The sequence below is a fragment of the Sphingobium sp. CECT 9361 genome (assembly GCF_918741285.1).
Taxonomy (GTDB): Bacteria; Pseudomonadota; Alphaproteobacteria; order Sphingomonadales; family Sphingomonadaceae; genus Sphingobium.
This window is the reverse complement of the sequence record NZ_CAKKNC010000004.1, coordinates 1-23387: the sequence shown is the minus strand read 5'-3', so window position 1 is coordinate 23387 and position 23387 is coordinate 1. Positions and strand designations below refer to the sequence as shown.

The 23387-nt window shown below is 68.3% G+C and carries 29 protein-coding genes; 26 read left to right on the top strand and 3 right to left on the bottom strand.

The features are described 5' to 3' along the window. The first annotated feature begins 69 nt into the window (after window positions 1-69). From LQ220_RS08145 to LQ220_RS08020, 26 genes are all read left to right on the top strand, one after another. Window positions 70-510, top strand: a complete 441-nt coding sequence (locus LQ220_RS08145; protein ID WP_176592455.1) for a hypothetical protein — start codon at window positions 70-72, stop codon at window positions 508-510. Between the two features lie 17 nt (window positions 511-527). After that, window positions 528-824 carry a hypothetical protein gene (locus tag LQ220_RS08140; RefSeq protein ID WP_176592454.1) on the top strand — a complete coding sequence of 99 codons (297 nt, stop codon included), beginning with the start codon at window positions 528-530 and terminating at the stop codon, window positions 822-824. A gap of 211 nt (window positions 825-1035) precedes the next feature. Then, a complete protein-coding gene (locus tag LQ220_RS08135) occupies window positions 1036-1878 on the top strand; it encodes a DUF932 domain-containing protein (protein ID WP_176592453.1) in 843 nt (280 codons plus the stop codon). A gap of 200 nt (window positions 1879-2078) precedes the next feature. Then, window positions 2079-2330 carry an XRE family transcriptional regulator gene (locus LQ220_RS08130; protein ID WP_176592452.1) on the top strand — a complete coding sequence of 84 codons (252 nt, stop codon included), beginning with the start codon at window positions 2079-2081 and terminating at the stop codon, window positions 2328-2330. A 140-nt stretch (window positions 2331-2470) separates the two neighbouring features. Then, window positions 2471-2734 (top strand): DUF2285 domain-containing protein, encoded by a 264-nt coding sequence (locus tag LQ220_RS08125; protein WP_176597273.1) that lies wholly within the window; start codon window positions 2471-2473, stop codon window positions 2732-2734. 159 nt (window positions 2735-2893) lie between these two features. Beyond that, window positions 2894-3673: a DUF2285 domain-containing protein gene (locus LQ220_RS08120; RefSeq protein WP_176597272.1), complete on the top strand. Its 780-nt coding sequence runs from the start codon at window positions 2894-2896 to the stop codon at window positions 3671-3673. Between the two features lie 119 nt (window positions 3674-3792). After that, window positions 3793-4059: a DNA-binding protein gene (locus LQ220_RS08115; RefSeq protein WP_176592449.1), complete on the top strand. Its 267-nt coding sequence runs from the start codon at window positions 3793-3795 to the stop codon at window positions 4057-4059. 6 nt (window positions 4060-4065) lie between these two features. After that, the gene (locus LQ220_RS08110; RefSeq protein ID WP_176592448.1) at window positions 4066-4959 is read left to right on the top strand and encodes a replication initiator protein A; all 894 of its coding nucleotides are present in this window, start codon (window positions 4066-4068) and stop codon (window positions 4957-4959) included. Between the two features lie 238 nt (window positions 4960-5197). Further along, a complete protein-coding gene (locus LQ220_RS08105; protein ID WP_176597271.1) occupies window positions 5198-5719 on the top strand; it encodes a DUF2840 domain-containing protein in 522 nt (173 codons plus the stop codon). Next, entirely contained in the window at window positions 5716-6273 is a 558-nt protein-coding gene (locus LQ220_RS08100; protein ID WP_176592446.1) for a S26 family signal peptidase, read from the top strand. Before LQ220_RS08105 ends, LQ220_RS08100 begins: the two co-directional genes overlap by 4 nt. A 36-nt stretch (window positions 6274-6309) precedes the next feature. Beyond that, window positions 6310-6645 carry a DUF736 domain-containing protein gene (locus tag LQ220_RS08095; protein WP_176592445.1) on the top strand — a complete coding sequence of 112 codons (336 nt, stop codon included), beginning with the start codon at window positions 6310-6312 and terminating at the stop codon, window positions 6643-6645. 211 nt (window positions 6646-6856) lie between these two features. Then, window positions 6857-7582: a lytic transglycosylase domain-containing protein gene (locus tag LQ220_RS08090; protein WP_230187804.1), complete on the top strand. Its 726-nt coding sequence runs from the start codon at window positions 6857-6859 to the stop codon at window positions 7580-7582. Window positions 7583-7841: 259 nt separating this feature from the next. After that, window positions 7842-9572 (top strand): VirD2 family relaxase/mobilization nuclease, encoded by a 1731-nt coding sequence (locus tag LQ220_RS08085; protein WP_230187803.1) that lies wholly within the window; start codon window positions 7842-7844, stop codon window positions 9570-9572. Between the two features lie 20 nt (window positions 9573-9592). Continuing rightward, entirely contained in the window at window positions 9593-11605 is a 2013-nt protein-coding gene (locus tag LQ220_RS08080) for a conjugal transfer protein TraG (RefSeq protein WP_230187802.1), read from the top strand. Next, window positions 11602-12021: a ribbon-helix-helix protein, CopG family gene (locus tag LQ220_RS08075; RefSeq protein WP_176592442.1), complete on the top strand. Its 420-nt coding sequence runs from the start codon at window positions 11602-11604 to the stop codon at window positions 12019-12021. Before LQ220_RS08080 ends, LQ220_RS08075 begins: the two co-directional genes overlap by 4 nt. Before the next feature lie 140 nt (window positions 12022-12161). Continuing rightward, window positions 12162-13148: a P-type conjugative transfer ATPase TrbB gene (gene trbB / locus LQ220_RS08070; protein ID WP_176592441.1), complete on the top strand. Its 987-nt coding sequence runs from the start codon at window positions 12162-12164 to the stop codon at window positions 13146-13148. Window positions 13149-13180: 32 nt separating this feature from the next. Further along, entirely contained in the window at window positions 13181-13477 is a 297-nt protein-coding gene (locus tag LQ220_RS08065) for a TrbC/VirB2 family protein (protein ID WP_230188009.1), read from the top strand. Continuing rightward, complete coding sequence (locus LQ220_RS08060; RefSeq protein WP_176597267.1) at window positions 13477-13746, top strand: VirB3 family type IV secretion system protein; 270 nt, start codon at window positions 13477-13479, stop codon at window positions 13744-13746. Before LQ220_RS08065 ends, LQ220_RS08060 begins: the two co-directional genes overlap by 1 nt. Beyond that, on the top strand, window positions 13743-16214 hold the full coding sequence (gene trbE / locus LQ220_RS08055; protein WP_176592438.1) for a conjugal transfer protein TrbE: 2472 nt from the start codon (window positions 13743-13745) through the stop codon (window positions 16212-16214). The genes LQ220_RS08060 and trbE overlap by 4 nt, the downstream gene beginning before the upstream one ends. Further along, a complete protein-coding gene (gene trbJ, locus LQ220_RS08050) occupies window positions 16211-16927 on the top strand; it encodes a P-type conjugative transfer protein TrbJ (protein ID WP_230187801.1) in 717 nt (238 codons plus the stop codon). Before trbE ends, trbJ begins: the two co-directional genes overlap by 4 nt. Before the next feature lie 9 nt (window positions 16928-16936). After that, window positions 16937-17242 (top strand): putative entry exclusion protein TrbK-alt, encoded by a 306-nt coding sequence (gene trbK-alt / locus LQ220_RS08045; RefSeq protein WP_230187800.1) that lies wholly within the window; start codon window positions 16937-16939, stop codon window positions 17240-17242. Continuing rightward, on the top strand, window positions 17239-18624 hold the full coding sequence (trbL, locus tag LQ220_RS08040; RefSeq protein WP_230187799.1) for a P-type conjugative transfer protein TrbL: 1386 nt from the start codon (window positions 17239-17241) through the stop codon (window positions 18622-18624). The genes trbK-alt and trbL overlap by 4 nt, the downstream gene beginning before the upstream one ends. A 3-nt stretch (window positions 18625-18627) precedes the next feature. Further along, the gene (trbF, locus tag LQ220_RS08035; RefSeq protein ID WP_176597263.1) at window positions 18628-19311 is read left to right on the top strand and encodes a conjugal transfer protein TrbF; all 684 of its coding nucleotides are present in this window, start codon (window positions 18628-18630) and stop codon (window positions 19309-19311) included. Then, window positions 19308-20324, top strand: a complete 1017-nt coding sequence (trbG, locus tag LQ220_RS08030; RefSeq protein ID WP_230187798.1) for a P-type conjugative transfer protein TrbG — start codon at window positions 19308-19310, stop codon at window positions 20322-20324. The genes trbF and trbG overlap by 4 nt, the downstream gene beginning before the upstream one ends. Then, entirely contained in the window at window positions 20321-21517 is a 1197-nt protein-coding gene (locus LQ220_RS08025) for a TrbI/VirB10 family protein (protein WP_176592432.1), read from the top strand. Before trbG ends, LQ220_RS08025 begins: the two co-directional genes overlap by 4 nt. Then, window positions 21514-21735 carry a DUF2274 domain-containing protein gene (locus tag LQ220_RS08020; protein WP_176592431.1) on the top strand — a complete coding sequence of 74 codons (222 nt, stop codon included), beginning with the start codon at window positions 21514-21516 and terminating at the stop codon, window positions 21733-21735. The genes LQ220_RS08025 and LQ220_RS08020 overlap by 4 nt, the downstream gene beginning before the upstream one ends. A gap of 15 nt (window positions 21736-21750) precedes the next feature. On the opposite strand, the gene LQ220_RS08015 is transcribed toward LQ220_RS08020, so the two are convergent. The 3 genes from LQ220_RS08015 to LQ220_RS08005 form a co-directional block, all read right to left on the bottom strand. After that, on the bottom strand, window positions 21751-22050 hold the full coding sequence (locus LQ220_RS08015) for a hypothetical protein (RefSeq protein ID WP_176592430.1): 300 nt from the start codon (window positions 22048-22050) through the stop codon (window positions 21751-21753). After that, on the bottom strand, window positions 22047-22994 hold the full coding sequence (locus LQ220_RS08010) for a LysR family transcriptional regulator (protein ID WP_176592429.1): 948 nt from the start codon (window positions 22992-22994) through the stop codon (window positions 22047-22049). Before LQ220_RS08010 ends, LQ220_RS08015 begins: the two co-directional genes overlap by 4 nt. A gap of 102 nt (window positions 22995-23096) precedes the next feature. Beyond that, on the bottom strand, window positions 23097-23387 hold a 291-nt coding region (locus LQ220_RS08005), incomplete at its 5' end, for an alpha/beta fold hydrolase (RefSeq protein WP_230187797.1).

Here is a 23387-nt window from a genome sequence, read left to right as displayed (position 1 = left end):
GACGACCAGCCTGCCGGCCGTGACGACGCTGCTCGTCGGCGCCGGCCGGCTGGCGTTGAGGCGGGTCTCATGATGCACGCGACCGTCGCACGCGGCGAGGCGATTCCCGCTCCCGACGAGCTGGTGACGGCCGCCGCCCGCTGCTGGCGCGCGGCGCGCGATGCGCGCGCTCCCGTTCAGCAACGCCTTTACATGACGCTGTCGCCCCACGACTGCGGGATGCTCGCGCCGGTGTTCGCCAGCCTGATGGCGCTATGCGAAGCCGCGCTTGGCCGACCGATCGCTGTGGGCGGAGTGATGCTGTCCGACGACGAACATCTGCTGATCGGTCTGCTCGACGGCTCAAAGCCCCGCCGCGCCTGCATCGACTGCGCCGACGGCGTGGCATCCGCACTCGACTGTGCCATCTGCTCGACCCGGATCATGATGGCGCTGACGATGGGCCGTCCCACCGGCTATCCCAACCACCAACTCGATCCGACGCGCATCCGCTTGACGATCCCGAGCTGAAAGGCGGGAACGTCGGGATGGGCAAATACGATGCGCTGGGCGCTTTCCTGAGACGGTGGAAAGTCCGTAACGACGCCGAGGACGTCGAACTCGGCTTCGCGCAGATCGAGAGCATCATCGGCGGCCTGCTGCCGCGTGGCGCGGCCGAGCCTGAATGGTGGTGCGCTAAGGGAGATGCGGATTGCAGCGCGCCGCAACGCCGGGCCTGGCTGGATGCCGGGTTCGAGGCCCTCGCCGAGCCCAAAACGGAGCGGGTCTATTTCCGAAAGCGAACAGCTACGGTCGTTCCCGCTAGCCGGGACCGAATGCTCTAGATCGGCGCCGCTGGCGCGGCGCGGTGCTTGGGGCGCTGCCCCTGGCGCACTTCGGATCAGCTTCCGCCCAGCTTCCTCCACGCTTCGCGTTCCGTGCAGCCGGTTCCCCGCGAAGCCGCCCCTCCGTTTGCACCCCCGGTCTCGCCGACGGGCAGGGTTTCAGCGCGGCGCTCCGCTGCGCGGAAACCCAAGCCCAAGGAAGGAACCGACCATGTATCATCAACTCGCGACCCGGTTCGGCCGCAACGCCCACCAGATCAGCGGCTATGAGGCGCTCGACAACGAGGCGCTGTATCGGCACGTCCCGTCCATCTTCGCCCGCGAGGCGCATGACAGCCGTTCGGAGCGCTATGTCTATGTTCCGACCATCGACATCGTGGAGGGGTTGCGCCGGGAAGGGTGGTTCCCGTTCTTCGCCGTCCAGTCCGTCCCCCGCGACGGCGGCCGCCACGGTCACGCCAAGCACATGCTGCGCCTGCGCCGCGATGACGGCATCGGCAAGCCGGAGGCCGCCGAGGTCATCATCGTCAACAGCCATGACGGGACCAGCGCCTATCAGATGTTCGCCGGGATGCTGCGCTTCGTCTGCACCAACAGCATGATCGCGGGCGAGCGGTTCGAGGAAGTCCGCGTCCCCCACAAGGGCAACATTCAGGACGACATCATCGAAGGCGTCTATACCGTTGCCGAGGATTTCCCGCGCCTGATCGACGCCAGCGAGGGCATGAAAGCGACGCAGCTTTCCGATGACGAGCGGCGGTTGCTCGGCGAGGTGAGCCTGGTCGCCCGCTATGGCGAGGACGAAAGCCCGCTTCGTCCCGAGCAGATCATCGAGCCGCGCCGCCGCGAGGATGTAGGCTCCAGCCTGTGGAGCACGTTCAACGTCATTCAGGAAAACGTCGTTCGTGGCGGATTGCATGGCCGCAAGCGCAATGCCGAGGGCCGCATCCGCCGCAGCCAGACCCGCGCCATCAACGGCATCGACCAGAACGTCACCCTTAATCGCGCGCTCTGGACGCTGGCCGAAGGCATGCAGCGTTTGAAGGCGGGATAACCACGCGCCGCCGCAGGGCCGGTTTCGGCCCTGCGGCTTTAGGCTTCCCGGCAGCTATGGATTTGCGCCGATCCGGCTCGACCCGGATCGGCGACGGCCGCGCGGCCGTTTTCATGAGCGCGTATATTCACATTATCCCAAGACGACTATAATAGTCGTTTTCATGGCGTACAGCGCGTTGCTTGTGGAGGTGGTCATGCATGATCACTTCCCGCCAAGTGCGGGCCGCACGCGCGCTTCTCGGTTGGACACAGGAGATGCTTGCCGACAAGGCCCTTGTTGCTCTGACCGCGCTGAAGCGCGTCGAGTCAGAGAGCGGCCTGCCCGTGCGCGAAGACACGCGGCATCAGGTGGTCAGGGCGCTGGAGGCGGCTGGCGTCGTCTTTCTCGATTCGGATCGCGGCGAAGGCCTGATGGTGGTGCGCGAGGCTCTGGAGAAGACCCGGAAGTAAACGGGCCTTGCTGTTGAGTAGATTATCCCCTCGACATGACTCGGCCATAGCCGCGTCGGGGCGATTATTTCGATCCATTATGGTGTATGTTTGGTGAATCGGCACGCGCAGGGGGCAATGGCTGAAGGCGGAGCGAGGCGATGGCGATAGCCGCTTTCGAGGACCGCGCGCCCGATGCGCCGCACGTCACCGAGTATGACGAACGCCATCATCGGACCTATTGGCGGCTGCTCGATGCCGCCGAGGAAAAAGCCGATTGGCGCGAAGCCGTGCGGATCATCTTCGGGATCGACCCGGCCGCCGAACCCGAACGCGCGCGCCTCGTCCACGACTCCCATCTCGCTCGCGCCCGGTGGATGAGCGAGACCGGCTACCGCCATTATCTGCGTCCGCCAGGGTCGTAGAATCGACCTTGGCCGCCCGCCGGCGGTTCGGAAAAGCCAGTCAAAACGCTGACTTGAATCCGCTATGCGCTCGCCCGCTCGGCAGGGCTTCTCGCCAACGGCGAGCCTGAGAACATCTTCCAACGCGCTCCCCAGAGGGCCATGCTTGGGAGGGTTACGATGCCGCCTGAGAAGGATTGGCGCGTGTCCCCGGACGAAGCCGGGGACGACGCGCTGCAATATTCCGACATCGCCATCGGCTACGTCAGCCGGAATGAACAGTATCGCACCGACTACCACCGCGCGCTCGGCCGCGTGAAGCGCGGCGCGATCACCGCAGACGAGGCGACCGCCGGTCTGGTGCGGCGCTGGGGAATCAGCTTCCACGCCGCGCCGGCTTTCGCCTTCGATCCGAAGCTGGCGGTGGCGCGGCCGGACCTGTCCCCGGCCAGCATCGTCCTGGCGCCGGCCTTGCCCGACATCGGCGCTGTCCCGGGCCTCGACATGAAAATGCTGGGCGCCGTTCGCGCGCGGACGAGAATCGGCGACTTCCTCCATCTCATCCTCGCTGACACCGATGGCGACGCGCATCTCTGGGTGTCGGGCTCGCTCGACCGGCCGCTGGCCATGATGCTGCCGATCGGGAGCGATCCCATCACCCGCCTCGCGGCCGCCGAGCGGCTGTCCCGCCGCCTGGGTGGCTTGGCGGCCGGGCCGCCGCCCTTGCGTCCGACGCCCTTCCGGCGGCGTCATCTGCTCACGCTGTTGCAAGTGCTCGACGGCCTTCAGGCCGGCGCCACCCGCAAGGAGCTGGCCGCCGCGCTGATCGACGGCGACGTCTGCGCCTACAACGCCGCCGATTGGACCGAAAGCCGCGAGCGCAAGCGCATCAGCCGATGGATCGCCGAGGCCGTGGAGCTGCGCGACGGCGGCTATATCCGCTTGCTGCGCGGCGGTTGAGGGGGACATTCCCGACCCCCTCGACTTTGTCCCTTCTTCGGCTTGGGGTCATTTCGCCACCATCGCCTCCTGTCCGCCGGCCCCGCTTTTCGGAGCCGGCCATCATCAGGAGGATCATCATGGCCGAGCCTGTCGCCGTCACGACGCCACGCTATCTCAAGACGCCCGATGCGGCGATCCATCTCGGCCTGTCGGCGCGGACGCTGGAGAAACATCGCTGCTTCGGCACCGGGCCGGTGTTCCGCCGACTCGGCGGCCGCATCGTCTACGCGATCGACGACCTCGATGCCTGGGCGGCGCTTGGCACCCGCCGCTCGACCTGTGATCCCGGCGCCGGCGTGGTTTACCCCGCCAAGCGCCTGCCCACCGATTGCGTGCGGCGCTGAGCACCCATGCCCGCCGCGTCGTCCCCGTCTGACCGGTCCAGCGTCGAGCGGACGCAGCTTGAGCTGTTCCGTTCCGTCCCCGGCGACCTCGCCGTCCGCGACGCGCAGGACTTGATGGCCTGGCCGTTCTTCAGCCTCGCCAAGACCAGGCGCGCGGCGCCGATCGACTTCCGCATGGGCGCGACCTGGATCTCGGTCGAAGCCGTGCCCGAGCACGGCATGGCGACTATTTGGGACGCCGACGTGCTGATCTGGGCGGCCAGCCAGCTCATCGAGGCGCGCGATGCCGGACGGCCAACCTCGCGCCTGATGGCGACGACGCCGCACGAGATATTGGCGTTCACCCGGCGCGGCTTCGGCAAGGCGAGCTACGAGCGCCTGAAGGCGGCGCTCGACCGTTTGCAATCCACGACGGTCGCCACTTCGATCCGGCAGGAGCATCAGCGCCGGCGCCATCGCTTTTCCTGGATCAACGAATGGCGCGAGCGGGCGGACGGCAATGGTCGCGCGCTCGGCATCGAACTGATCCTGGCGGACTGGTTCTATGCCGGCGTGCTGGATCGCGCGCTCGTCCTGACGATCGACCGCGCCTATTTCGATCTCACCGGCGGCCTGGAGCGCTGGCTTTACCGCATCGTCCGCAAGCATGGCGGCCGCCAGCACGGCGGCTGGAGCTTCGACGTTCCACACCTCCATCTGAAATCGGGTGTGCTCTCGCCGCTCCGGCGCTTCGCGTTCGAGCTGCGCGGCATCGTCGCCCGTCAACCGCTGCCCGGCTACGTCCTCGCGCTCGAACATGCGCTCGGCCGCGACCGGCTGACCTTCACCCCGATCGCGCAAGATCCGTTCGACGCCGCCGTGCGCCGCGTCGGCCTCAAGCCTGTGGATAACCGGCCATGAGGCTCGGACTATCAGGAACAGGCGGATTCGGACGATCGGGAACGCCGGACACGGACTATCGGGAACGCGCGGTCCTCGCAAACCTGCGGAAATCCTCGCGAAATCGACTCCCTTCTAACGGTGCTAATAGAAAAGAATCCTTCGGATTCTTGCTAACGGCGCGCGCGGCTGTGGACAGCCCGGCGCTGAAGGCCGCGCGCCACACGCGCGCTGCGCACCCTAATCCCGGAGACCGCCAATGAATCCCGACAGGCCCGCCGGCCCACGCGGCGGTGGCGCGCTGAGCGCGCTGGCCCACGACGGCCTCACCCATGTCGAGCTGACCTGGATCGAGAAGAAGCTGGAGCATTGGATACGCTTCGGCCGGGCCGCGCAGGATCGCATCACCACACGCCGCACGCGCGTCGCCAGCTTCCGGCCAGGCGCCGTCTTCGCGTTCGTCCGCTGGGCGTCCAACGATTTCGGCACGATCATATCGCGCATCGACGTGGTGCGCGCGGTTGCGGCGGGCGAGCCCTACACGACGCTGCCGTTCGTCAGGCCGGGCGGCGACATCCTGCTCAAGATCGAGGGCTGGCCGAAGGTCGCCCAGGTGCTCGCCGCGATCGACGCGGTGGAGGCGGCCGGCGTCGATCCCTGCGACGCCGCGCCCGATCATTGGCGACACGTCCACAACCGTATCGCCGGCGGTCATCAGCCGCGACCCTACACGATCGAGCGCCATCGCGCCTGGCTCAAGCGCCGGGAGATCGAGGGATGACGCGCCTCGGCTATGTCATCGCAACGGTGCTGGCGGGCGAGTTGTTCGCCGGAATGTTTGTCACGGTGGCGATTTTCGATCCGCGCCCGCGGCTCATCTGGAACGCCAGCGCCAGCGCGCCGATCGGGCTCTACCGGATACAGACCGACAGCGATCCGCCGGCCGGCGTGCTGGTCGCCGTGACGCCGACTCCGCCGCTGGCCCGCTGGCTGGCCGCTCGCCGCTATCTCCCCGAGGGGGTGCCGCTGCTGAAGCATGTCGCGGCGAAAGCCGGACAACGCATATGCCGGAAGGGCGGCGCGGTGAGCGTCGACGCACGGCCCGTCGCCGTCGCCCGCGCGCGGGACGGCCGCGGCCGTGCTCTGCCCGCTTGGCAGGGTTGCCGGACGCTGAAGCCAGGCGAACTGCTGCTGCTCAATCCAACCGTCCCCGACAGCATGGACGGCCGCTATTTCGGCGCGCTGCCGGCCTCGACGCTGCTCGGCCGGGCAACCCCGCTGCTGACCCGCGACACGCCGGACACGCCGCTGCGGTGGCGCGGCCTGCGGCCATGACCCCTGCAACCACCCTGCCAACGAAAGGAGTATCCCATGCAGATCGGCAGCTTCACCCGCACCCGCCACGGCTATGAGGGCCGCATCCATACGCTGACGCTCGACGCGCCGCTCTGCCTCGTGCCGGCCGACCGCCAAGACGGCGAGAACATGCCTGACTGGCGCGTCCATCTCGGCGACAGCGAGGACGGGCCGGAAGTCGGCGCGGGCTGGAATGAGACCGGCGAGCGCGCCGGCGAATATGTCTCGCTGCGCCTCGACGATCCCGCCCTCGTGCAGCCGATCCGCGCCGCCCTGTTCCAGAACGACGGCGACCAATCCTCCTGGTCGCTGCGGTGGAACCGTCCGCAGAAGCGCCGCGAGCAGGACTGAGGCCGTGCGTTCCACCGTCAGCACCGCGGTGATCGCCGTTGTTCCGGTCATCCCTTTGTTCGCGGGAAAGCCGTCTCATCCCTTTGTCCCACTCGGTCGCAGGCCGGCCGGGGCCCGCAGCGAAGGTCCAGGGCGGCCCCCGGCCGGCGCTTCGCGCGCACCCTTGGCCGCAGCGAGCACGCTGGCAGGCTGGCGTCGGAGCGAGGGCGGATTGCCTGCTTGGTTTGCGATCCTGTTGCTGCTGTCGCCCGGCGCTGCGCCGGTCGCCGCGCTGGCGCAGGACGCGCCGGCCGAGCGGGCGAGGGCGAGTCATCCCTATGCCGCACACGTCGCCGACGCCGCGCGTCGTTTCGGCATCCCGGAGGCGTGGATATGGGCGGTCATGCGCGTCGAAAGCAACGGCGATGCCCGCGCGGTCTCGACCGCTAGCGCAAGGGGTCTGATGCAGATCATGCCCGCCACCTGGGCCGGTCTGCGCGCGCGTTACGGGCTCGGGTCCGATCCCTTCAATGTGCGCGACAACATCATGGCGGGCACGGCCTACTTGCGCGAACTGCACGATCGCTATGGCGACGTGACGGCGATGCTGGCGGCCTACAATGCCGGGCCGGGTCGCACCGACGAGCATCTCTCGCATGGCCGTCCGCTGCCCGCCGAGACGCGCGCCTATCTCGCAAAGCTGGCGTCGATCACTGGCGGTTCGCCCGACACCCAGCTTGCCGCCGCACCGCCGCCTGACCCGTTCGCCTGGCGTCGCGCCGCATTGTTCACGGCACGCTCGGGCGCGGTTTCGCAGGTGCAGTCGGACGCTGAACGTGGCGTCGCCGCCGTGTCGCCAGAGCATCCGCCTGCTGATCCTGCGGCTATCGCGGTGGCCGCCGTGTCGCCGCGTCAGGCCGGCCTGTTCGTCTCCCTTTCCGGCCGAGCCGCGCAATGAGCGGCTGCGGCGCCCTCTGGCGAATTGCCTCGCAGACTTTCGCAGCGCCGGAAGGGGTGAAGGTTCTGACTTTGCAGGGGAAGGAACGAGGGCAAGATAAAGGGCGGCAATGTGCGATGCCATTTTGCCCCGGTCGGAGCCTTGATACTCAAGGCTTTTGGCCACTGCTGCGCAATGTGCGCGCGAAACGCGCAATGTGCGGCGAGCGCCGAACACCAGCAAACATCACGGTTTTCCGCACATTGCGGAGCCTCGCGCCATGAGCGGCGACGACGATTTCCGCATTCGGCTAGGTCGCATCCGTTCGCGCGGCGGCCAGCGCGCGCTGCCTATCATCGCCCAGGCGCTCGTCGCCGCCCAGCGCGCCGGCGGCCATGTCTCGCGCCGGGGCCGGATCATCGCGCCCGGCCGCTCGACCTTCGGGCGGGGCCGGGTCGCCAGCCTGCGCGCCACCCATCGGCTCGGCCACCGATCGCGCCAAGTCATCGTCAAAGCCCGCGTCGTCCGGCATGGCGGCCGCGCCTCGCTTGCGGCCCACCTCAACTATTTGCAACGCGATGGCGTCACCCGCGACGGCGAGAAGGGCGTGTTGTTCGGCGCCGAGGCCGAGGGCCTGGACCGCAACGCGTTCGCGGCACGCTGCGAGAACGACCGGCACCATTTCCGCTTCATCGTCTCGCCCGAGGACGCGGAGCAGGTGCGCGACCTCAAGGGCTTCACCCGCGAACTGATGACGCGGATGGAAAAGGATCTCGGCACGCGCCTGAACTGGCGGGCCGTCGAGCACTGGAACACCGACAATCCCCACGTCCACATCATCGTGCGCGGCGTCGGCGAGGACGGGCAGAACCTCGTCATCTCGCGCGACTATATCGGCGAGGGACTGCGAGCGCAGGCGCGCGAGATCGTCACCCGCGAGCTGGGCCTGCGCAGCGACCTCGACATCCGGCAATCGCTGGAGCGTCAGGTCGAGGCGGAACGCTGGACCGAGATCGACCGCGATCTATCACGCACCCTGCAGCGGGATGGCGTAATCAACATGGCGCCCGAGCCGGGCGTTCGGCCGGACGGCGAACACACGCTGCGGATGGGACGGCTGCGCAAGCTGGAAGGTCTCGGCCTCGCCAGCGAGATCGCGCCCGGCCAGTGGACGCTGGCGGGCGATGCGCAGGCCGGCTTGCGCGAGCTGACCGAGCGCGGCGACATCATCAAGCGGATGCACAAGGCGATGAGCGACCGCGGCATCGACCGGGGCGCCGCCAGCTACGTGCTCGACGCCGATCCCGCCCAGCCCGTCGTCGGCAGGCTGGTCGATCGCGGCCTGCATGACGAGCTGACCGGCGGCGGCTACGCGATCGTGGACGGCATCGACGGGCGCACCCACCACATCCGCTTTTCCGACATCGAGGCGACCGGCGATTGCAGGCCTGGCGCGATCGTCGAGCTGCGCCATTTCGAGGATCGTAAGGGCCGGCGGCGGGTGGCGCTGGCCGTGCGCTCGGACATGGACTTGTCGGCGCAGGTCCGCGCGCCGGGCGCCACCTGGCTCGACCGCCGCAACCTGTCGGGTGATGGCCGCGATCTTGGCGGCGGGTTCGGGACTGAGGTGCGCGCCGCGATGGAGGCGCGCGCCGAACATCTCGCCGACGAGCAGCTGGCGCGGCGGCAGGGGCAGCGGATCATCTTCGCCCGCAACTTGCTCGACACGCTCAAACGGCGCGAGCTGGACACGACCGCTAAGGACTTGTCGGCCGAGATCGGCCTGCGGCACACACCGTCCAAGGCCGGAGAGTATGTCGCCGGCACCGTGCGCCAGCGCCTGACGCTGGCCTCGGGCCGCTTCGCCATGATCGACAACGGCCTCGGCTTCCAGCTCGTGCCCTGGTCCCCCTCGCTCGACCGCCAGATCGGCAAGCACATCTCGGGCGTCATGCGCGGCGACGGCGGCGTGGACTGGTCGCTCGGGCGCGGCCGGGGGCTCGGCCTGTGAGCCGGCAAAGGAGATAGTTCATGTCCGCAACCAAGATTCTATGGGGCCAGGTCATCACCGTCTTTCTGATCGTGCTCGCCGCGGTCTGGGCGGCGACGCAGTGGACGGCCGCGGCGCTGGCCTATCAGCCGAAACTCGGCCCGCCCTGGTTCAGGCTCGGCGACTTGCCCGTCTATCCGCCGCCGGCCTTCTTTTGGTGGTGGTTTTCGTTCGACGCCTATGCGCCGGAGATATTCCAGACCGGCGCCTTCATCGCCGCCTCTGGCGGGTTCGCCGCGATCGTCGTCGCCATCGCTATGTCGGTATGGCGGGCACGCGAGCTGAAGAACGCCCAGACCTACGGCTCGGCGCGCTGGGCGGCGCGCAAGGAAGTCGGCGCAGCCGGGCTGCTCGGGCCGAACGGCGTCATGCTCGGGCGGCTCGGGCCCGACTATCTGCGGCATGATGGCCCCGAGCATGTGCTGTGCTTCGCGCCGACGCGATCAGGCAAGGGTGTCGGCCTGGTCGTGCCGACGCTGCTCACCTGGCCGGGCTCCGCCATCGTCCATGACATCAAAGGCGAGAACTGGCAGCTCACCGCCGGCTTCCGCGCACAGCACGCGCGCGTCCTGCTGTTCGATCCGACCAACGCCGCGTCGGCCGCCTACAACCCGCTGCTCGAAATCCGAAAGGGCGCCTGGGAAGTGCGCGACGTGCAGAATGTCGCCGATGTGCTGGTCGATCCCGAAGGGAGTTTGGAGAAGCGCAATCATTGGGAAAAAACCTCCCACGCGCTGCTGGTGGGCGCGATCCTCCATATCCTCTATGCGGGCGAGGACAAGACGCTGGCCGGTGTCGCCGCCTTCCTGTCGGACCCGCGCCAGCCCATCGAGTCCACGCTACATGCCATGATGACGACGCCGCACCTGGGCGAAGCCGGTGTGCATCCCGTCGTCGCCAGCGCTGCACGCGAGCTGCTGAACAAATCCGCCAACGAGCGATCCGGCGTGCTGTCCACCGCCATGTCGTTCCTGGGCCTCTACCGCGATCCCGTCGTCGCGCAGGTCACGCGGACCTGCCAGTGGCGCATAAAGGATCTGGTCGAGGACGAGCGGCCGGCGACGCTCTACCTCGTCGTGCCGCCGTCCGACATCTCGCGCACCAAGCCGCTCATCCGCCTCATCCTCAACCAGATCGGACGGCGGTTGACGGAGGATTTGCAGGCGCGGCAATCGCGCCATCGCCTGCTCTTGATGCTCGACGAGTTTCCCGCGCTGGGGCGGCTCGACTTCTTCGAGAGCGCGCTGGCGTTCATGGCCGGCTACGGCATCCAGAGCTTCCTGATCGCGCAGAGCCTCAACCAGATCGAAAAGGCTTATGGGCCGAACAACGCGATCCTCGACAACTGCCATGTGCGGGTGTCGTTCGCCACCAATGACGAGCGCACCGCCAAGCGCATATCGGACGCGCTGGGCACCGCGACCGAGATGCGGGCGATGAAGAATTACGCCGGGCATCGCCTCTCGCCCTGGCTCGGGCATTTGATGGTGTCGCGCTCCGAGACCGCCCGCCAGCTCCTGACCCCCGGCGAAGTGATGCAGCTCCCGCCCGACGACGAGATCGTCATGGTCGCGGGCATCGCGCCGATCCGGGCGAAGAAGGTCCGCTACTATAAGGACCGGCGGTTCACCGAAAGGGTGCTACCGCCGCCGGGCGTGAAGGCCGGCGCTGGCAAGCCACGTCCCGACGACTGGAGCGGCTTGTCCCCGATCGCTGCGCCGCCGGAACCCGAACAGCCGCAGCAGGACCAGCCGCACGAGACCGCCGGCGAGGATGAGGACGCGGCGAATACGGGCCTGCGCCGCCAGCCCGACATGGAACGCCATATCGACGTTGCGCCCCCGCCCAAGCCTGCGCCCGCCAACGAGTTCGAGCTGGACGAAATCGAGGCCGACACCGACACCGACGCGGCGCGGCAGGCGGCGGTGCGTCGCCAGATGCAGGGGCTCGCACAGAGGGCGTCGCTCGATCCCGGCGACGGCATCGAGCTATGAGCACCAAGACGCCGTTCTCGGTCTATCTCGACCCCGAGCTGATGAACGCGCTCGCGGCCTATGCCGACCGGCGCGGCAAATCCCGCTCCCTGGTCGCCGAGGCCGCCATCGCCTCATTCCTGTCGCCCGACGCCGACGAGCAGCGCGAAGCAGCCATCGCCAAGCGGCTCGACCGGCTGGACCGGCGCACGACCCGGCTGGAGCGTGACGTGGGGATCGGTGTCGAGATGATTGCGCTGTTCGTGCGCTTCTGGCTGTCGAACACGCCGCCGCCGCCCGAAGCGGAGCGGGCCGCCATGCGCCGCCAGGGCGGTGATCGCTACGACGCTTTCATGGAGGCGTTGGGCCGTCGACTCGCGAAAGGTCCGAGAGTCCGGCAGGAGATCAGCGAAGACTTGCCGCCTCAAGAAGAATGAGCCGCCTACGCCGCTCCCTGTCTTTCTTCGCCAGACTACGACGTCCGCATTTACTTGTTGAATCCTGGCCTTTGCTGTCTCTCTTGATGTGCCCCTGACGCCGGGCGGCGGTACGCCCGGCCCATTTCAGGGGCCTTCACTTGACCGTCCAACCGATCCGTTCCGAGGCCAGGACACGCGGCGCGCGGATGCTGCGCACGGCGCTGGGACCGTCGATCGCGGGCTGGCTCGACGATCCCGCCGTCATCGAGGTGATGCTGAACCCCGATGGTCGGCTGTGGGTCGATCGGCTTGGCAAAGGCATCAGCGACACCGGCATGACGCTAACCGCCGCGGATGGCGAGCGCATCGTGCGCCTGGTCGCGCATCATGTCGGCGTCGAGGTTCATGCTCGCAGTCCCCGTGTCTCGGCGGAGCTGCCCGAGGGGGGCGAGCGGTTCGAGGGATTGCTGCCGCCTGTTGTCGCGGCCCCGGCCTTCGCGATCCGCAAGCCCGCCGTCGCCGTCTTCACGCTCGGCGACTATGCGGCGGCCGGGATCATGTCGCCGGCTGCGGCCGAGGCGTTGCGGCACGGTGTCGAATCCCGCGCGAACATCCTCGTCGCGGGCGGCACCGGCAGCGGCAAGACCACGCTGGTCAACGCGCTGCTCGCCGAGGTCGCCAAGACCACCGACCGCATCGTCCTGATCGAGGACACGCGCGAGCTACAATGCGCCGCGCCCAACCTGGTCGCCATGCGCACGAAGGATGGCGTCGTCTCGCTGTCAGATCTCGTTCGGTCATCGCTGCGCTTGCGGCCCGACCGCATCCCCATCGGCGAGGTGCGTGGCGCCGAGGCGCTGGACCTCCTCAAAGCGTGGGGCACCGGACATCCGGGCGGCATCGGCACGATCCACGCCGGGACCGCGCTCGGGGCGCTGCGCCGTATGGAGCAGCTCATTCAGGAGGCCGTTGTGACGGTCCCGCGCGCGCTGCTGGGCGAGACCATCGACCTCATCGCCGTGCTGGTCCGCGACGGACACGGCCGCCGGCTCTCCGAGCTGGCCCGCGTCGAAGGGCTCGACCCGGCCACCGGCGACTACCGCCTCACGCCGCTTTCCACCACCCAACCGGGAGACCTGCCATGATCCATGCCTTTCGGCATGGCGCACGCCGCGCCATGCTTGCCGCCACTACGAGCGTCGTCGCGCTAACCTTCGCCGTTCCGGCCCATGCGGGCGGATCGTCGATGCCGTGGGAAGCCCCGCTCCAGTCGATCCTCGAAAGCATCGAGGGCCCGGTCGCCAAGATCATAGCGGTGCTGATTATTATCATCACCGGACTGACGCTCGCCTTCGGCGACACGTCGGGCGGCGCGCGGAAGCTTATTCAGATCGTGTTCGGCCTGTCGATCGCGTTCGCCGCGTCGAGCTTCTTCCTGTCGTTCTTCTCGTTTGGCGGCGGGGCGCTGGTCTGATGGACACAGCCGAGCCGATCGCGGGCTTTTATGCCCCCGTCCACCGGGCGCTGACCGAGCCGATCCTGCTCGGCGGCGCCCCACGCGCGCTCGCCATCGTCAACGGCACGCTGGCGGGCGCGATTGGCCTCGGCCTGCGCCTCTGGATCGCCGGCCTCGTCATCTGGGTGATCGGCCATGCGCTGTCCGTCTGGGCCGTGCGCCGCGATCCGCAATTCGTGGACGTGGCCCGCCGCCACCTCCGTTATCCGAGCTGGATGCAGCCATGATGAGCTTGCGCGAATACCGCAGCAAAGCCGCCCACCTGGCCGACTTCCTGCCTTGGGCAGCGCTGATCGCCGAGGGCGTCGTCCTCAACAAGGACGGCTCGTTCCAGCGCACGGCCCGTTTCCGCGGCCCCGATCTCGACAGCGCCACGCCCGCCGAGTTGGTCGCCACCACGGCGCGGCTCAACAATTCGCTGCGCCGCCTGGGCTCGGGCTGGGCGATCTTCGTCGAGGCGCAGCGCACGCCGGCGCGCGACTACCCGGACTCGGAGTTTCCCGATCCGGTGTCGGCGCTGGTCGATATGGAGCGGCTCGAACAGTTCCGCGAGGAAGGCGCGCATTTCGAGAGCGCCTATTATCTGACGCTGCTGTGGATGCCGCCGGCCGAGGACGCCGCGCGGGCCGAAGCCTGGCTCTACGAGGGCCGCGCGAATACGGGCGTCGATCCGTGGGAGCTGCTCAAGGGCTTCAGCGACCGCAGCGACCGGGTGCTCAACCTGGTCGAAGGCTTCGTGCCCGAGGTCCGCTGGCTCGATGACGCCGAGACCCTGACCTATCTGCACAGCACGATCTCGACCCGGCGGCAGCGCGTGCGCGTGCCGGAAACCCCGATGCACTTGGACGCGCTGCTCGCCGACGAACCGTTAACCGGCGGGCTGGAGCCCCGCCTGGGCGACCATCATCTGCGCACGCTGACCATCATCGGCTTTCCGAGCGTCACCTTTCCCGGCCTGCTCGACGAGCTGAACCGGCTGGCGTTCGAGTATCGCTGGTCCACCCGCGCGATCATGCTCGACAAGACTGACGCGACCAGGCTGCTCACCCGCATCCGTCGCGAGTGGTTCGCCAAGCGCAAGTCCGTCGCAGCGATCCTCAAGGAAGTGATGACCAACGAGGCGAGCACGCTGCTCGACAGCGACGCCTCGAACAAGGCCGCCGACGCCGACACCGCCCTGCAGGAGCTGGGCGCCGACTATGCGGGGATGGCCTATGTCACCGCGACGGTGACGGTGTGGGATCGCGATCCCGCCATCGCGGCCGAGAAGTTGCGGCTGGTCGAGAAGATCATCCAGGGCCGCGACTTCACCGTCATTCCCGAGGGGATGAACGCGATCGAGGCATGGCTGGGAAGCCTACCCGGCCACACCTACGCCAATGTCCGCCAACCCCCGGTCTCCACCGTCAATCTCGCCCACCTGATCCCCCTGTCAGCGGTATGGGCGGGGCCGGAACGGGACGAGCATTTCGGTGCGCCCCCCTTGCTCCACGGCAAGACCGAAGGCTCGACCCCGTTCCGGTTTTCCCTTCATGTCGGCGACGTCGGCCACACGCTGATCGTCGGCCCGACCGGCGCGGGCAAGTCCGTGCTGCTCGCCCTGATGGCGATGCAGTTCCGCCGCTACGAAGGCGCACAGGTCTTCGCCTTCGATTTCGGCGGAAGCATCCGCGCCGCCGCGATCGGCATGGGCGGCGACTGGCAGGACTTGGGCGGGATGCTTGCCGACGAGGCGGGCGATGGCGTGCAGCTCCAGCCGCTCGCCCATATCGACGATCCCGCCGAACGCGCCTGGGCCGCCGAATGGCTGGCGGCGATCTTCGCGTCCGAAGGCGTCGCGGTCGATCCCCAGGCCAAGGAGCATATCTGGTCGGCCCTGGGTTCACTGGCGTCGGCGCCCATGTCGGAGCGCACCCTGACGGGCCTGGCCGTGCTGCTCCAGTCGCAGCAGCTCAAGCAGGCGCTCGCGTCCTATTGCATCGGCGGGCCGTGGGGCCGGTTGCTCGACGCCGAGGCCGAGCGGCTGGGCGCAGCCGATGTGCAAGTGTTCGAGACCGAGGGCCTGGTCGGCGCCGGATCGGCCGCGGCCGTGCTGTCCTATCTGTTCCACCGGGTCGAAGGCCGGCTGGACGGACGCCCCACGCTCATTATCATCGACGAGGGCTGGCTTGTCCTCGACAGCCCGGACTTCGCCGCCCAGCTCCGCGAGTGGCTGAAGACGCTGCGCAAGAAGAACGCCAGCGTCGTGTTCGCGACACAGAGCCTCGCCGACATCGAGACCAGCAGTATCGCGCCGGCCATCATCGAGAGCTGCCCGACGCGCATCTTCCTGCCCAACGAGCGCGCGGCCGAGCCGCAGATCGCGGCGATCTACGAGCGGTTCGGACTCAACGACCGCCAGATCGAAATCCTCAGCCGGGCGACGCCCAAGCGCGATTATTACTGCCAGTCGCGGCGCGGCAACCGGCTGTTCGAGCTGGGGCTGGGCGAGGTCGCGCTGGCCTTCACCGCCGCCTCGGCCAAGGCCGACCAGCTCGCCATCGCCGAGATCATCGAAACCTACGGGACATCCGCCTTCGCCGCTGAATGGCTGCGGCATCGCGGCTGCGCCTGGGCCGTCGAGCTGCTGCCCGAACCTGTGTCCGACCGCCAGCCCGAACTCCCTCTCACGCCTGACATGGAGATTTCCTCATGAAACTGCCGCCCGCCCGCCGCGCCCTCGTGGCCAGCGTCTTCGCCGCCTTGGCCATCGCGCCGACCATCGCACCCGTGCCCGCGCACGCGCAGTTCGGGGGCATCGTCTATGACCCCACCAACTATGCGCAGAACGTGCTGACGGCCGCCCGGTCGCTCCAGCAGATCAACAACCAGATCCAGCAAATCCAGAACCAGGCGACCAGCCTCATCAACCAGGCGCGCAACCTGACCTCGCTGCCGTTCAGCTCGCTCCAGCAGTTGCAGCAGCAGGTGCAGCGCACCCAGCAGCTTCTCGGCGAAGCGCAGCGCATCGCCTACGATGTGCAGAACGTCCAGGAGGCGTTCACCGATCGCTATAAGGGCGCGGCGCTGACCGGCGATCACGCGCGGATGGTCTCCAACGCCAATGCGCGCTGGGAGGATAGCGTCGGGGCGTTCGAGGACGCGCTGCGCGTCCAGGCCGGCGTGGTCGGCAATATCGAGGGCGCGCGCACGACGATGGATGGGCTGGTCTCGGCCAGCCAGTCGGCGACCGGCGCGCTTCAGGCGACCCAGGCTGGCAACCAGCTTCTCGCCCTGCAATCGCAGCAGCTCGCCGACCTCACCGCCGCGGTCGCGGCGCAGGGCCGGGCGCAGGCGCTGCAATCCGCCCGTCAGGCCGCAGAAGAGGCCGAGGGGCGCGAGCGGTTCCGCCGCTTTATGGGCAATTGAGGCTCGTCCATGTCGCGCACGGCGAAGATCGCGGGCATTGCGGCGCTGGCCGGCATGATGATGGCGGTGGCGATCGTCGCCGTCACCCGGCCCGATGAGCCGGCGCCCGCGCCGGCTCTCGCCTTGCCGGCGGAAGAAAGCCAGCACCGGCTTGCCCGCGAGTTGGACCGCTGCGCCACGCTCACGATGCCGGACAGCGGCTGCGAGGCGGCGTGGGCCGCAAACCGCCGCCGCTTCTTCCGCCAGGACGACGTTGCCCCGGCCGTAGAGCACGACGGCGGCGCGTCGCCGTCCGAAGAAGGCTTCGTGCCATGAACGACACCGGCGTCATCGACACCTTCCTGGGCGTTTTCCAAAGCTACATCGACAGCGGTTTCGGGCTGCTCGGCGGCGAGGTCGCGTTCCTCTCGACCACGCTGATCGCTATCGACGTAACGCTGGCCGGCCTGTTCTGGGCCTGGGGCGCGGACGAGGACGTGCTTCAGCGCCTCGTCAAGAAGACGCTCTATATCGGCACCTTCGCCTTCATCATCGGCAACTTCTCGACCCTGGCCACCATCGTTTTCGAGAGCTTCGCGGGCCTCGGCCTCCAAGCCAGCGGCGGCGCGATGTCGATCGCCGATTTCATGAAGCCCGGCATGATCGCCGCGAAGGGGCTTGAAGCCGGCAAGCCGCTGATGGACGCGGCGGGCCAATTTTCCAACCTGTGGGCCGTGTTCTCGAACCTGGCGCTGATCCTCGTGCTGCTGCTCGCCTGGGTGATCGTGGTGCTCGCCTTCTTCATCATCGCGGTGCAGGTCTTCATCACGTTGATCGAGTTCAAGCTGGTGACGCTGGCCGGCTTCGTCCTGTTGCCCTTCGCCTTCTTCAACAAGACCGCCTTCATGGCCGAGCGCGTGCTGGGCCATGTCGTCTCGACCGGCATCAAGGTGCTCGTCCTCGCCGTCATCACCGGCATCGGCACCACGCTGTTCGGCCAGTTCACCGGCGCGAACCTCGGTGTCGCGCCCGACATCAATCAGGTCATGGCCATCGCGCTCGCCGCGTTATCGCTGCTGGGCCTCGCCATCTTCGGCCCCGGCATCGCCAACGGCATCGTCTCGGGCGGCCCGCAGCTCGGCGCGGGCGCGGCAGCCGGCACCGCGCTCGCGGCGGCGGGCGCCGTGGTCGGCGGCGCAGCCGCAGCACGGCTCGGCGTGGGAGCGGTTGGTTCCGCCGCCGGCGCGGCCGCCCGGATGACCGGCGCCACCGCGCGGGGTGGCGCTCAGATGGCAGGCGGCGCGACCAGCGCCTACAGCCTCGGCTCCCTGGGCAAGAGCGGCGCGGGCGCAGTCGCGGGCGGTATGTCCGCGGTCGGCCAGGCGGCGGCGGGAAGCGCGGCGAACGCAGTCCTCTCCCCCTTGCGCAAGGCGGCCGCCAAGGGCGGCGAGGCGATGAAGGCCAATTTCCGCGCGGGCGTCCGCGCCGGCTTCACCGCCAGCGGCGGCACGATCACCGGCGGGCCCGCGCCCGCCGCCGCGACCGCCGGAGCGGCGACCACTTCCTCTGCCGCCGGCGCCTCGGGTGCGCCCGCTTGGGCGGCGGCGATGAAACACCGCCAGTCGATGACCCACGGCGCGACCGTCCTCGCCCACACCATGAAGGCGGGCGACAGCCACGGTGGCGGCGGTGGTCCCGACATCAAAGAGAAGGACTGACCCATGTTCCGACGCCCCACCATCCGCTACGGCCAGACCGCCGAACCCGTCACGCCCTACCAGCGCGCCGCGCAGGTCTGGGATGACCGCATCGGCTCGGCGCGCGTGCAGGCGAAGAACTGGCGGCTCGCCTTCTTCGGTGCGCTGGCGCTTTCGGGCGGCCTCACCGGCGGCATCATCTGGCAGTCGGCCCGCGGGCATATCGTGCCTTGGGTGGTGCAGGTCGATCGGCTGGGCGAGGCGCAAGCGGTCGCGCCGGCCGACGCCGGCTACCGCCCGACCGACCCGCAGATCGCGTTCCATCTCGCCCGCTTCATCGAGCAGGTCCGCGCAATCCCCGCCGATCCGGTGATCGTCCGCCAGAACTGGCTACGCGCCTACGACTTCACGACTGATCGCGGGGCGATGGCGCTCAACGACTATGCGCGCAGCAACGACCCTTTCACGCAGGTCGGCAAGGTGCAGGTCGCGGTGGATGTATCCAGCGTCATCCGGGCCTCGCCCGACAGCTTCCGCGTCGCCTGGACCGAGCGCCGTTATCAGGACGGCAGCCTCGCGGCCACCGAACGCTGGTCCGCGATCCTCACCATCGTCGTGCAGCCGCCGCGCACGCCCGACGCGCTGCGCAAGAATCCGCTCGGCGTCTTCGTCAACGCCCTCAACTGGTCAAAGGAGCTGTCGCAATGACGCACACGCCTTTCCGTCGCTCCGCCTCGGCGGTCCTGCTGGTCTCCGCCACCGCGCTCGCCGGCTGCGCCACTACGTCGGCGAAGTCGCCCGCCATCACCTATGACGATCCGCCGGTGGAGATCGCGGCGACGCCCGCTGCAGAGCCCTCGCGTGTAGTCGAGGTCGTGACGATCCCCGAGCCGCTGCCGCTTCCCGGCCAGTTGAAGCCGGTGGTGCAAAGCGCATCACCGCCGGAGCCAGCCGATCCGCGCAGCCGCGTCGGCGCGGCGAACGCCGCCGCCCGCGTGCAGCCGGTGCGCGACGGCTTCCTCAACGCCATCCAGCAATATCCCTGGACCGACGGCGCGCTCTATCAGGTCTATGCCGCGCCCGGCCAGGTGACGGACATCGCGTTGCAGGAGGGCGAACAGCTTGTGGGCGCCGGGCCGGTCGCGGCCGGTGACACCGTGCGCTGGATCATCGGCGACACGGTGAGCGGCAGCGGCGCCACGGCCCGCGTGCATATCCTCGTGAAGCCAACGCGGTCCGACCTCGCCACCAACCTCGTCATCAACACCGACCGTCGCACCTATCATCTGGAGCTGCGCGCCACGGCCGCGACCTACATGGCGTCGGTCTCGTGGACCTATCCGCACGACGCCCTGATCGCCTTGCAGGTGCGCAACGCCGCCGCCGCATCCGCCGCGCCGGCGGCGACCGGCGTGAACGTGGCGGCGCTCAATTTCCGCTACCGGATCGAAGGCGACCGCGCGCCGTGGAAGCCTGTCCGCGCCTTCGACGATTCCGTCCAGGTGTTCATCGAGTTTCCCGCCGGGATCTCGCAGGGCGAGATGCCGCCGCTGTTCGTGACCGGCGCGGCCGGCGACGCCGAGTTGGTCAACTACCGCGTCCAGGGCCGCTATATGGTGGTGGATCGGCTGTTCGCCGCCGCCGAGCTGCGCCTGGGCGACAAGCGCAGCGAGCAGCGTGTCCGCATCGTGCGCGACCATGCACGGGGGCGGCGGCCGTGAGCGATCCCGTCGAACCGGCCGCGCCGCAAGCGGCACGATCCGATCCCCAAGCCTTCCAGCTTCGGGGCGACCCGCCCCGCGTCATGCGCCTGTCGCGCAAGGCGCTGGCCGTCATCGGCGTCGCCGCCGGCCTCGGCATAGGCGGCTCGCTGATCTATGCGCTCAAGCCTGCGGGCCAGGAGGAAGCGAAGGAACTCTACAGCACCGAGAGCCGCGCCACGGCCGAGACGATTACGTCGGGGCCGAAGGATTACGGCCAGGCGCCGCGGCTCGGTCCTCCGCTTCCCGGCGACCTCGGCCGCCCGATCGTTTCGGCCCAACAGCGGGGGGAGAATGTGCCGGTCCCGCCGGTCGGCGCTCAGGTCGACGGCCGCGCTCAGGCCGAGGAGGCCGCCCGCCAGCGCGCCCAGCAGGAGCGCGACGCCGCGCGCATGAGCGGCGTGTTCCTTGGCGGCGGGACCGCAGGGGCGGGCGCGGCCATGCCGCAGATCGCGGTTGTGCCGGAAGCGCCTGCCGCCACGCCACCCGCCGAGACGGCGCAGGGCGACCAGGCCGCCAAGCGCGCCTTCATGGCCCAGGCGTCCAGCCAGCGCACGGTGAGCGTCGAGCGGCTTACGGCTCCGGCATCGCCCAACATCGTGCAGGCCGGCAGCATCATCTCGGCCGCGCTCATCACCGGCATCCGTTCCGACCTGCCCGGCCAGATCACCGCCCAGGTGACGGCTAATGTCTATGACAGCCCCACGGGCCGCATCCTCCTCATCCCGCAGGGCGCGCGCCTGATCGGCGAATATGACAGCGAGATCGCCGCCGGGCAGACCCGCGTGCTGCTGGCCTGGGATCGGCTGATATTGCCGGACGGCCGCTCGATCGTTCTCGAGCGCCAGCCCGGCGCCGACGCGGCCGGGTTCGCCGGCTTGCAGGATCGCGTGAACCAGCATTGGGGCAATCTGCTCAAGGCTGCCGCCATCTCGACACTCCTCGGCGTTGGCACAGAGCTGGGCGCGGACGAGGACGACGACCTCACCCGCGCGCTGCGCCGCGGCTCGCAGGACACCATCAACCAGACCGGCCAGCAGATCGTGCGGCGGCAATTGAACGTGCAGCCGACGCTCACCATTCGGCCGGGCCATCCGTTGCGGGTCGTTCTGACCCGCGACCTGGTGCTCGAACCTGTTGGAGCGACACGATGACGAAGTTGAAGCTGGGGCCGCTGGCCGACGACAGGCCGGTGAAGCTCACCGTGGAGCTGCCGGCGCCGATCCACCGCGATCTTGTCGCCTATGCCGCCGCGCTCGCGGGCGAGACCGGGGGACCGCCGGTTCCGCCTGAAAAGCTGGTCGCGCCGATGCTGGCCCGGTTCATGGAAACCGACCGGGCCTTTCGCCGGCATCGCGCGCAGGGGAATTGATGGGCCGCGCGGTCCTCAGTTGCCCATGAACTTCTTGAAGCGCGCTCGGCCTTCCGCCTCGGTAACAGCGGCCTGGGCATTCGCGCATTCCTCGCCGCGCGCCGAATCATCCGCGCATTGCGCCACGACTTGCCGCGCCTCATCCAGATGCGCCGCGAAATACTGTGTTCCGCGCGCCTCGGCCGACGGTGCGGTCGGGACGGTGCCGACCGCCGTCTGACTGACGGGGCTGATGACCGGGCGCAGCACGAACCCCGCGCCGAACCCGATGATGAGCGTGACCAGCACGATGATGAGTGTCTTGCCTTGCGTCATGACGGCTCCTTTCCTGGTTGCTGATGCGAGGACGGCCGCGCAGGGATCGGCGGCAACGAATAGCGCGTGGCCACGAAATCGAGGAACCGGCGCAGCACTGCGTTCTCATTGTCCTCGCGCCAATAGCCGGAAAAGCCGATCCGCATGTGCCCGTTGGTTTCGTGGATCTCGCGGAAGACCACTCCCGGCACCTGAATGCCGAGCGCTGATTCCGCAACGATCGAAATGTGTCCGCCAAGCGCGATGGCGCTCAGCACCGTGTCACGGCCGATGTCGTCCATGTCGATCTCCGGCGTGTAGCCGGGCATCCCGAGCTTGCCCAAGAGCATGTTGCGCGTCTCCGGGCCGGGATCTCGCTCAGTCAACAGGAAGCGTGCGCCGGTCAGGTCGCTCCAGTGGATACGGTCGCGTGCGGCAAGCGAGTGGCCTTCCGGTATCGCCACCAATATGCGTTCACTCCAGAAGGAGCGGCTCATCAGCCCCGGATAAGGTGTGTCGCCAATCATGATCGCGATATCGAGCAGACCGTTTTCGATTCCTGCAAGGAGCAAGTCGCGGTCGCGCTCGAATCCGCGCACTTTCACATCGGGATAGCGTTCGCCGAACTCGCTCAAGGTGGCGCGCAGATTTCCGGCCGAGAAGGACGTGTAGAACCCCACGGCCAGCTTGCCGATTTCGCCGTTCTTTGTAGCACTGACCCAAGCGTTCAGCTCCTCAAACTCCCTCACGATACGCTGGGCCGTCCGCAGATAAGTCTTGCCGTTCGGCGTCAAGGTCGCGCCGCGCGTTCTGCGGTCGAACAGCATCATACCAAGGCGCTTCTCGACTTCGAGGACGTGCCGGCTGAGGGTGGCCTGCTTAATATTCATACTGCGCGCCGCGCGACTGAAGCTGCCCGCCTCGGCCGCCGCAATCAAGTAGCGAAGCTGGCGCAATTCAATCACCGGCTCGCTCACATGATACGAAGCGGGCCGAGATATATCGGAAATACATTGATGATGATTGATCACGCCGGTTTGGGCGTGATTTGGCTCAGCGTAGAACAGCTATTGGTGATTAACGAAGTTATCCACCAGTGCGTTGAACTCGTCGGGACGTTCCCATTGTGCCCAGTGGCCGCATTTGGAGAAGATGTGCATGTCGGCATTGGGGATGAGCTTGCGCAGGATGAACCCGGCGTCGAGCGGTAGGACGCGATCTTCGGCGCCCCAGACGATGAGGGTCGGGCTTGCGAGCCTTTCGAGCCCCTGTTTCCAGAGATGGTCCTTGGGGTGCGCCATCAAGGTGCGCAGGGGCGGATTGGCGACCGTCTCGGGCAGCGAGGCGATCCTGAGGCG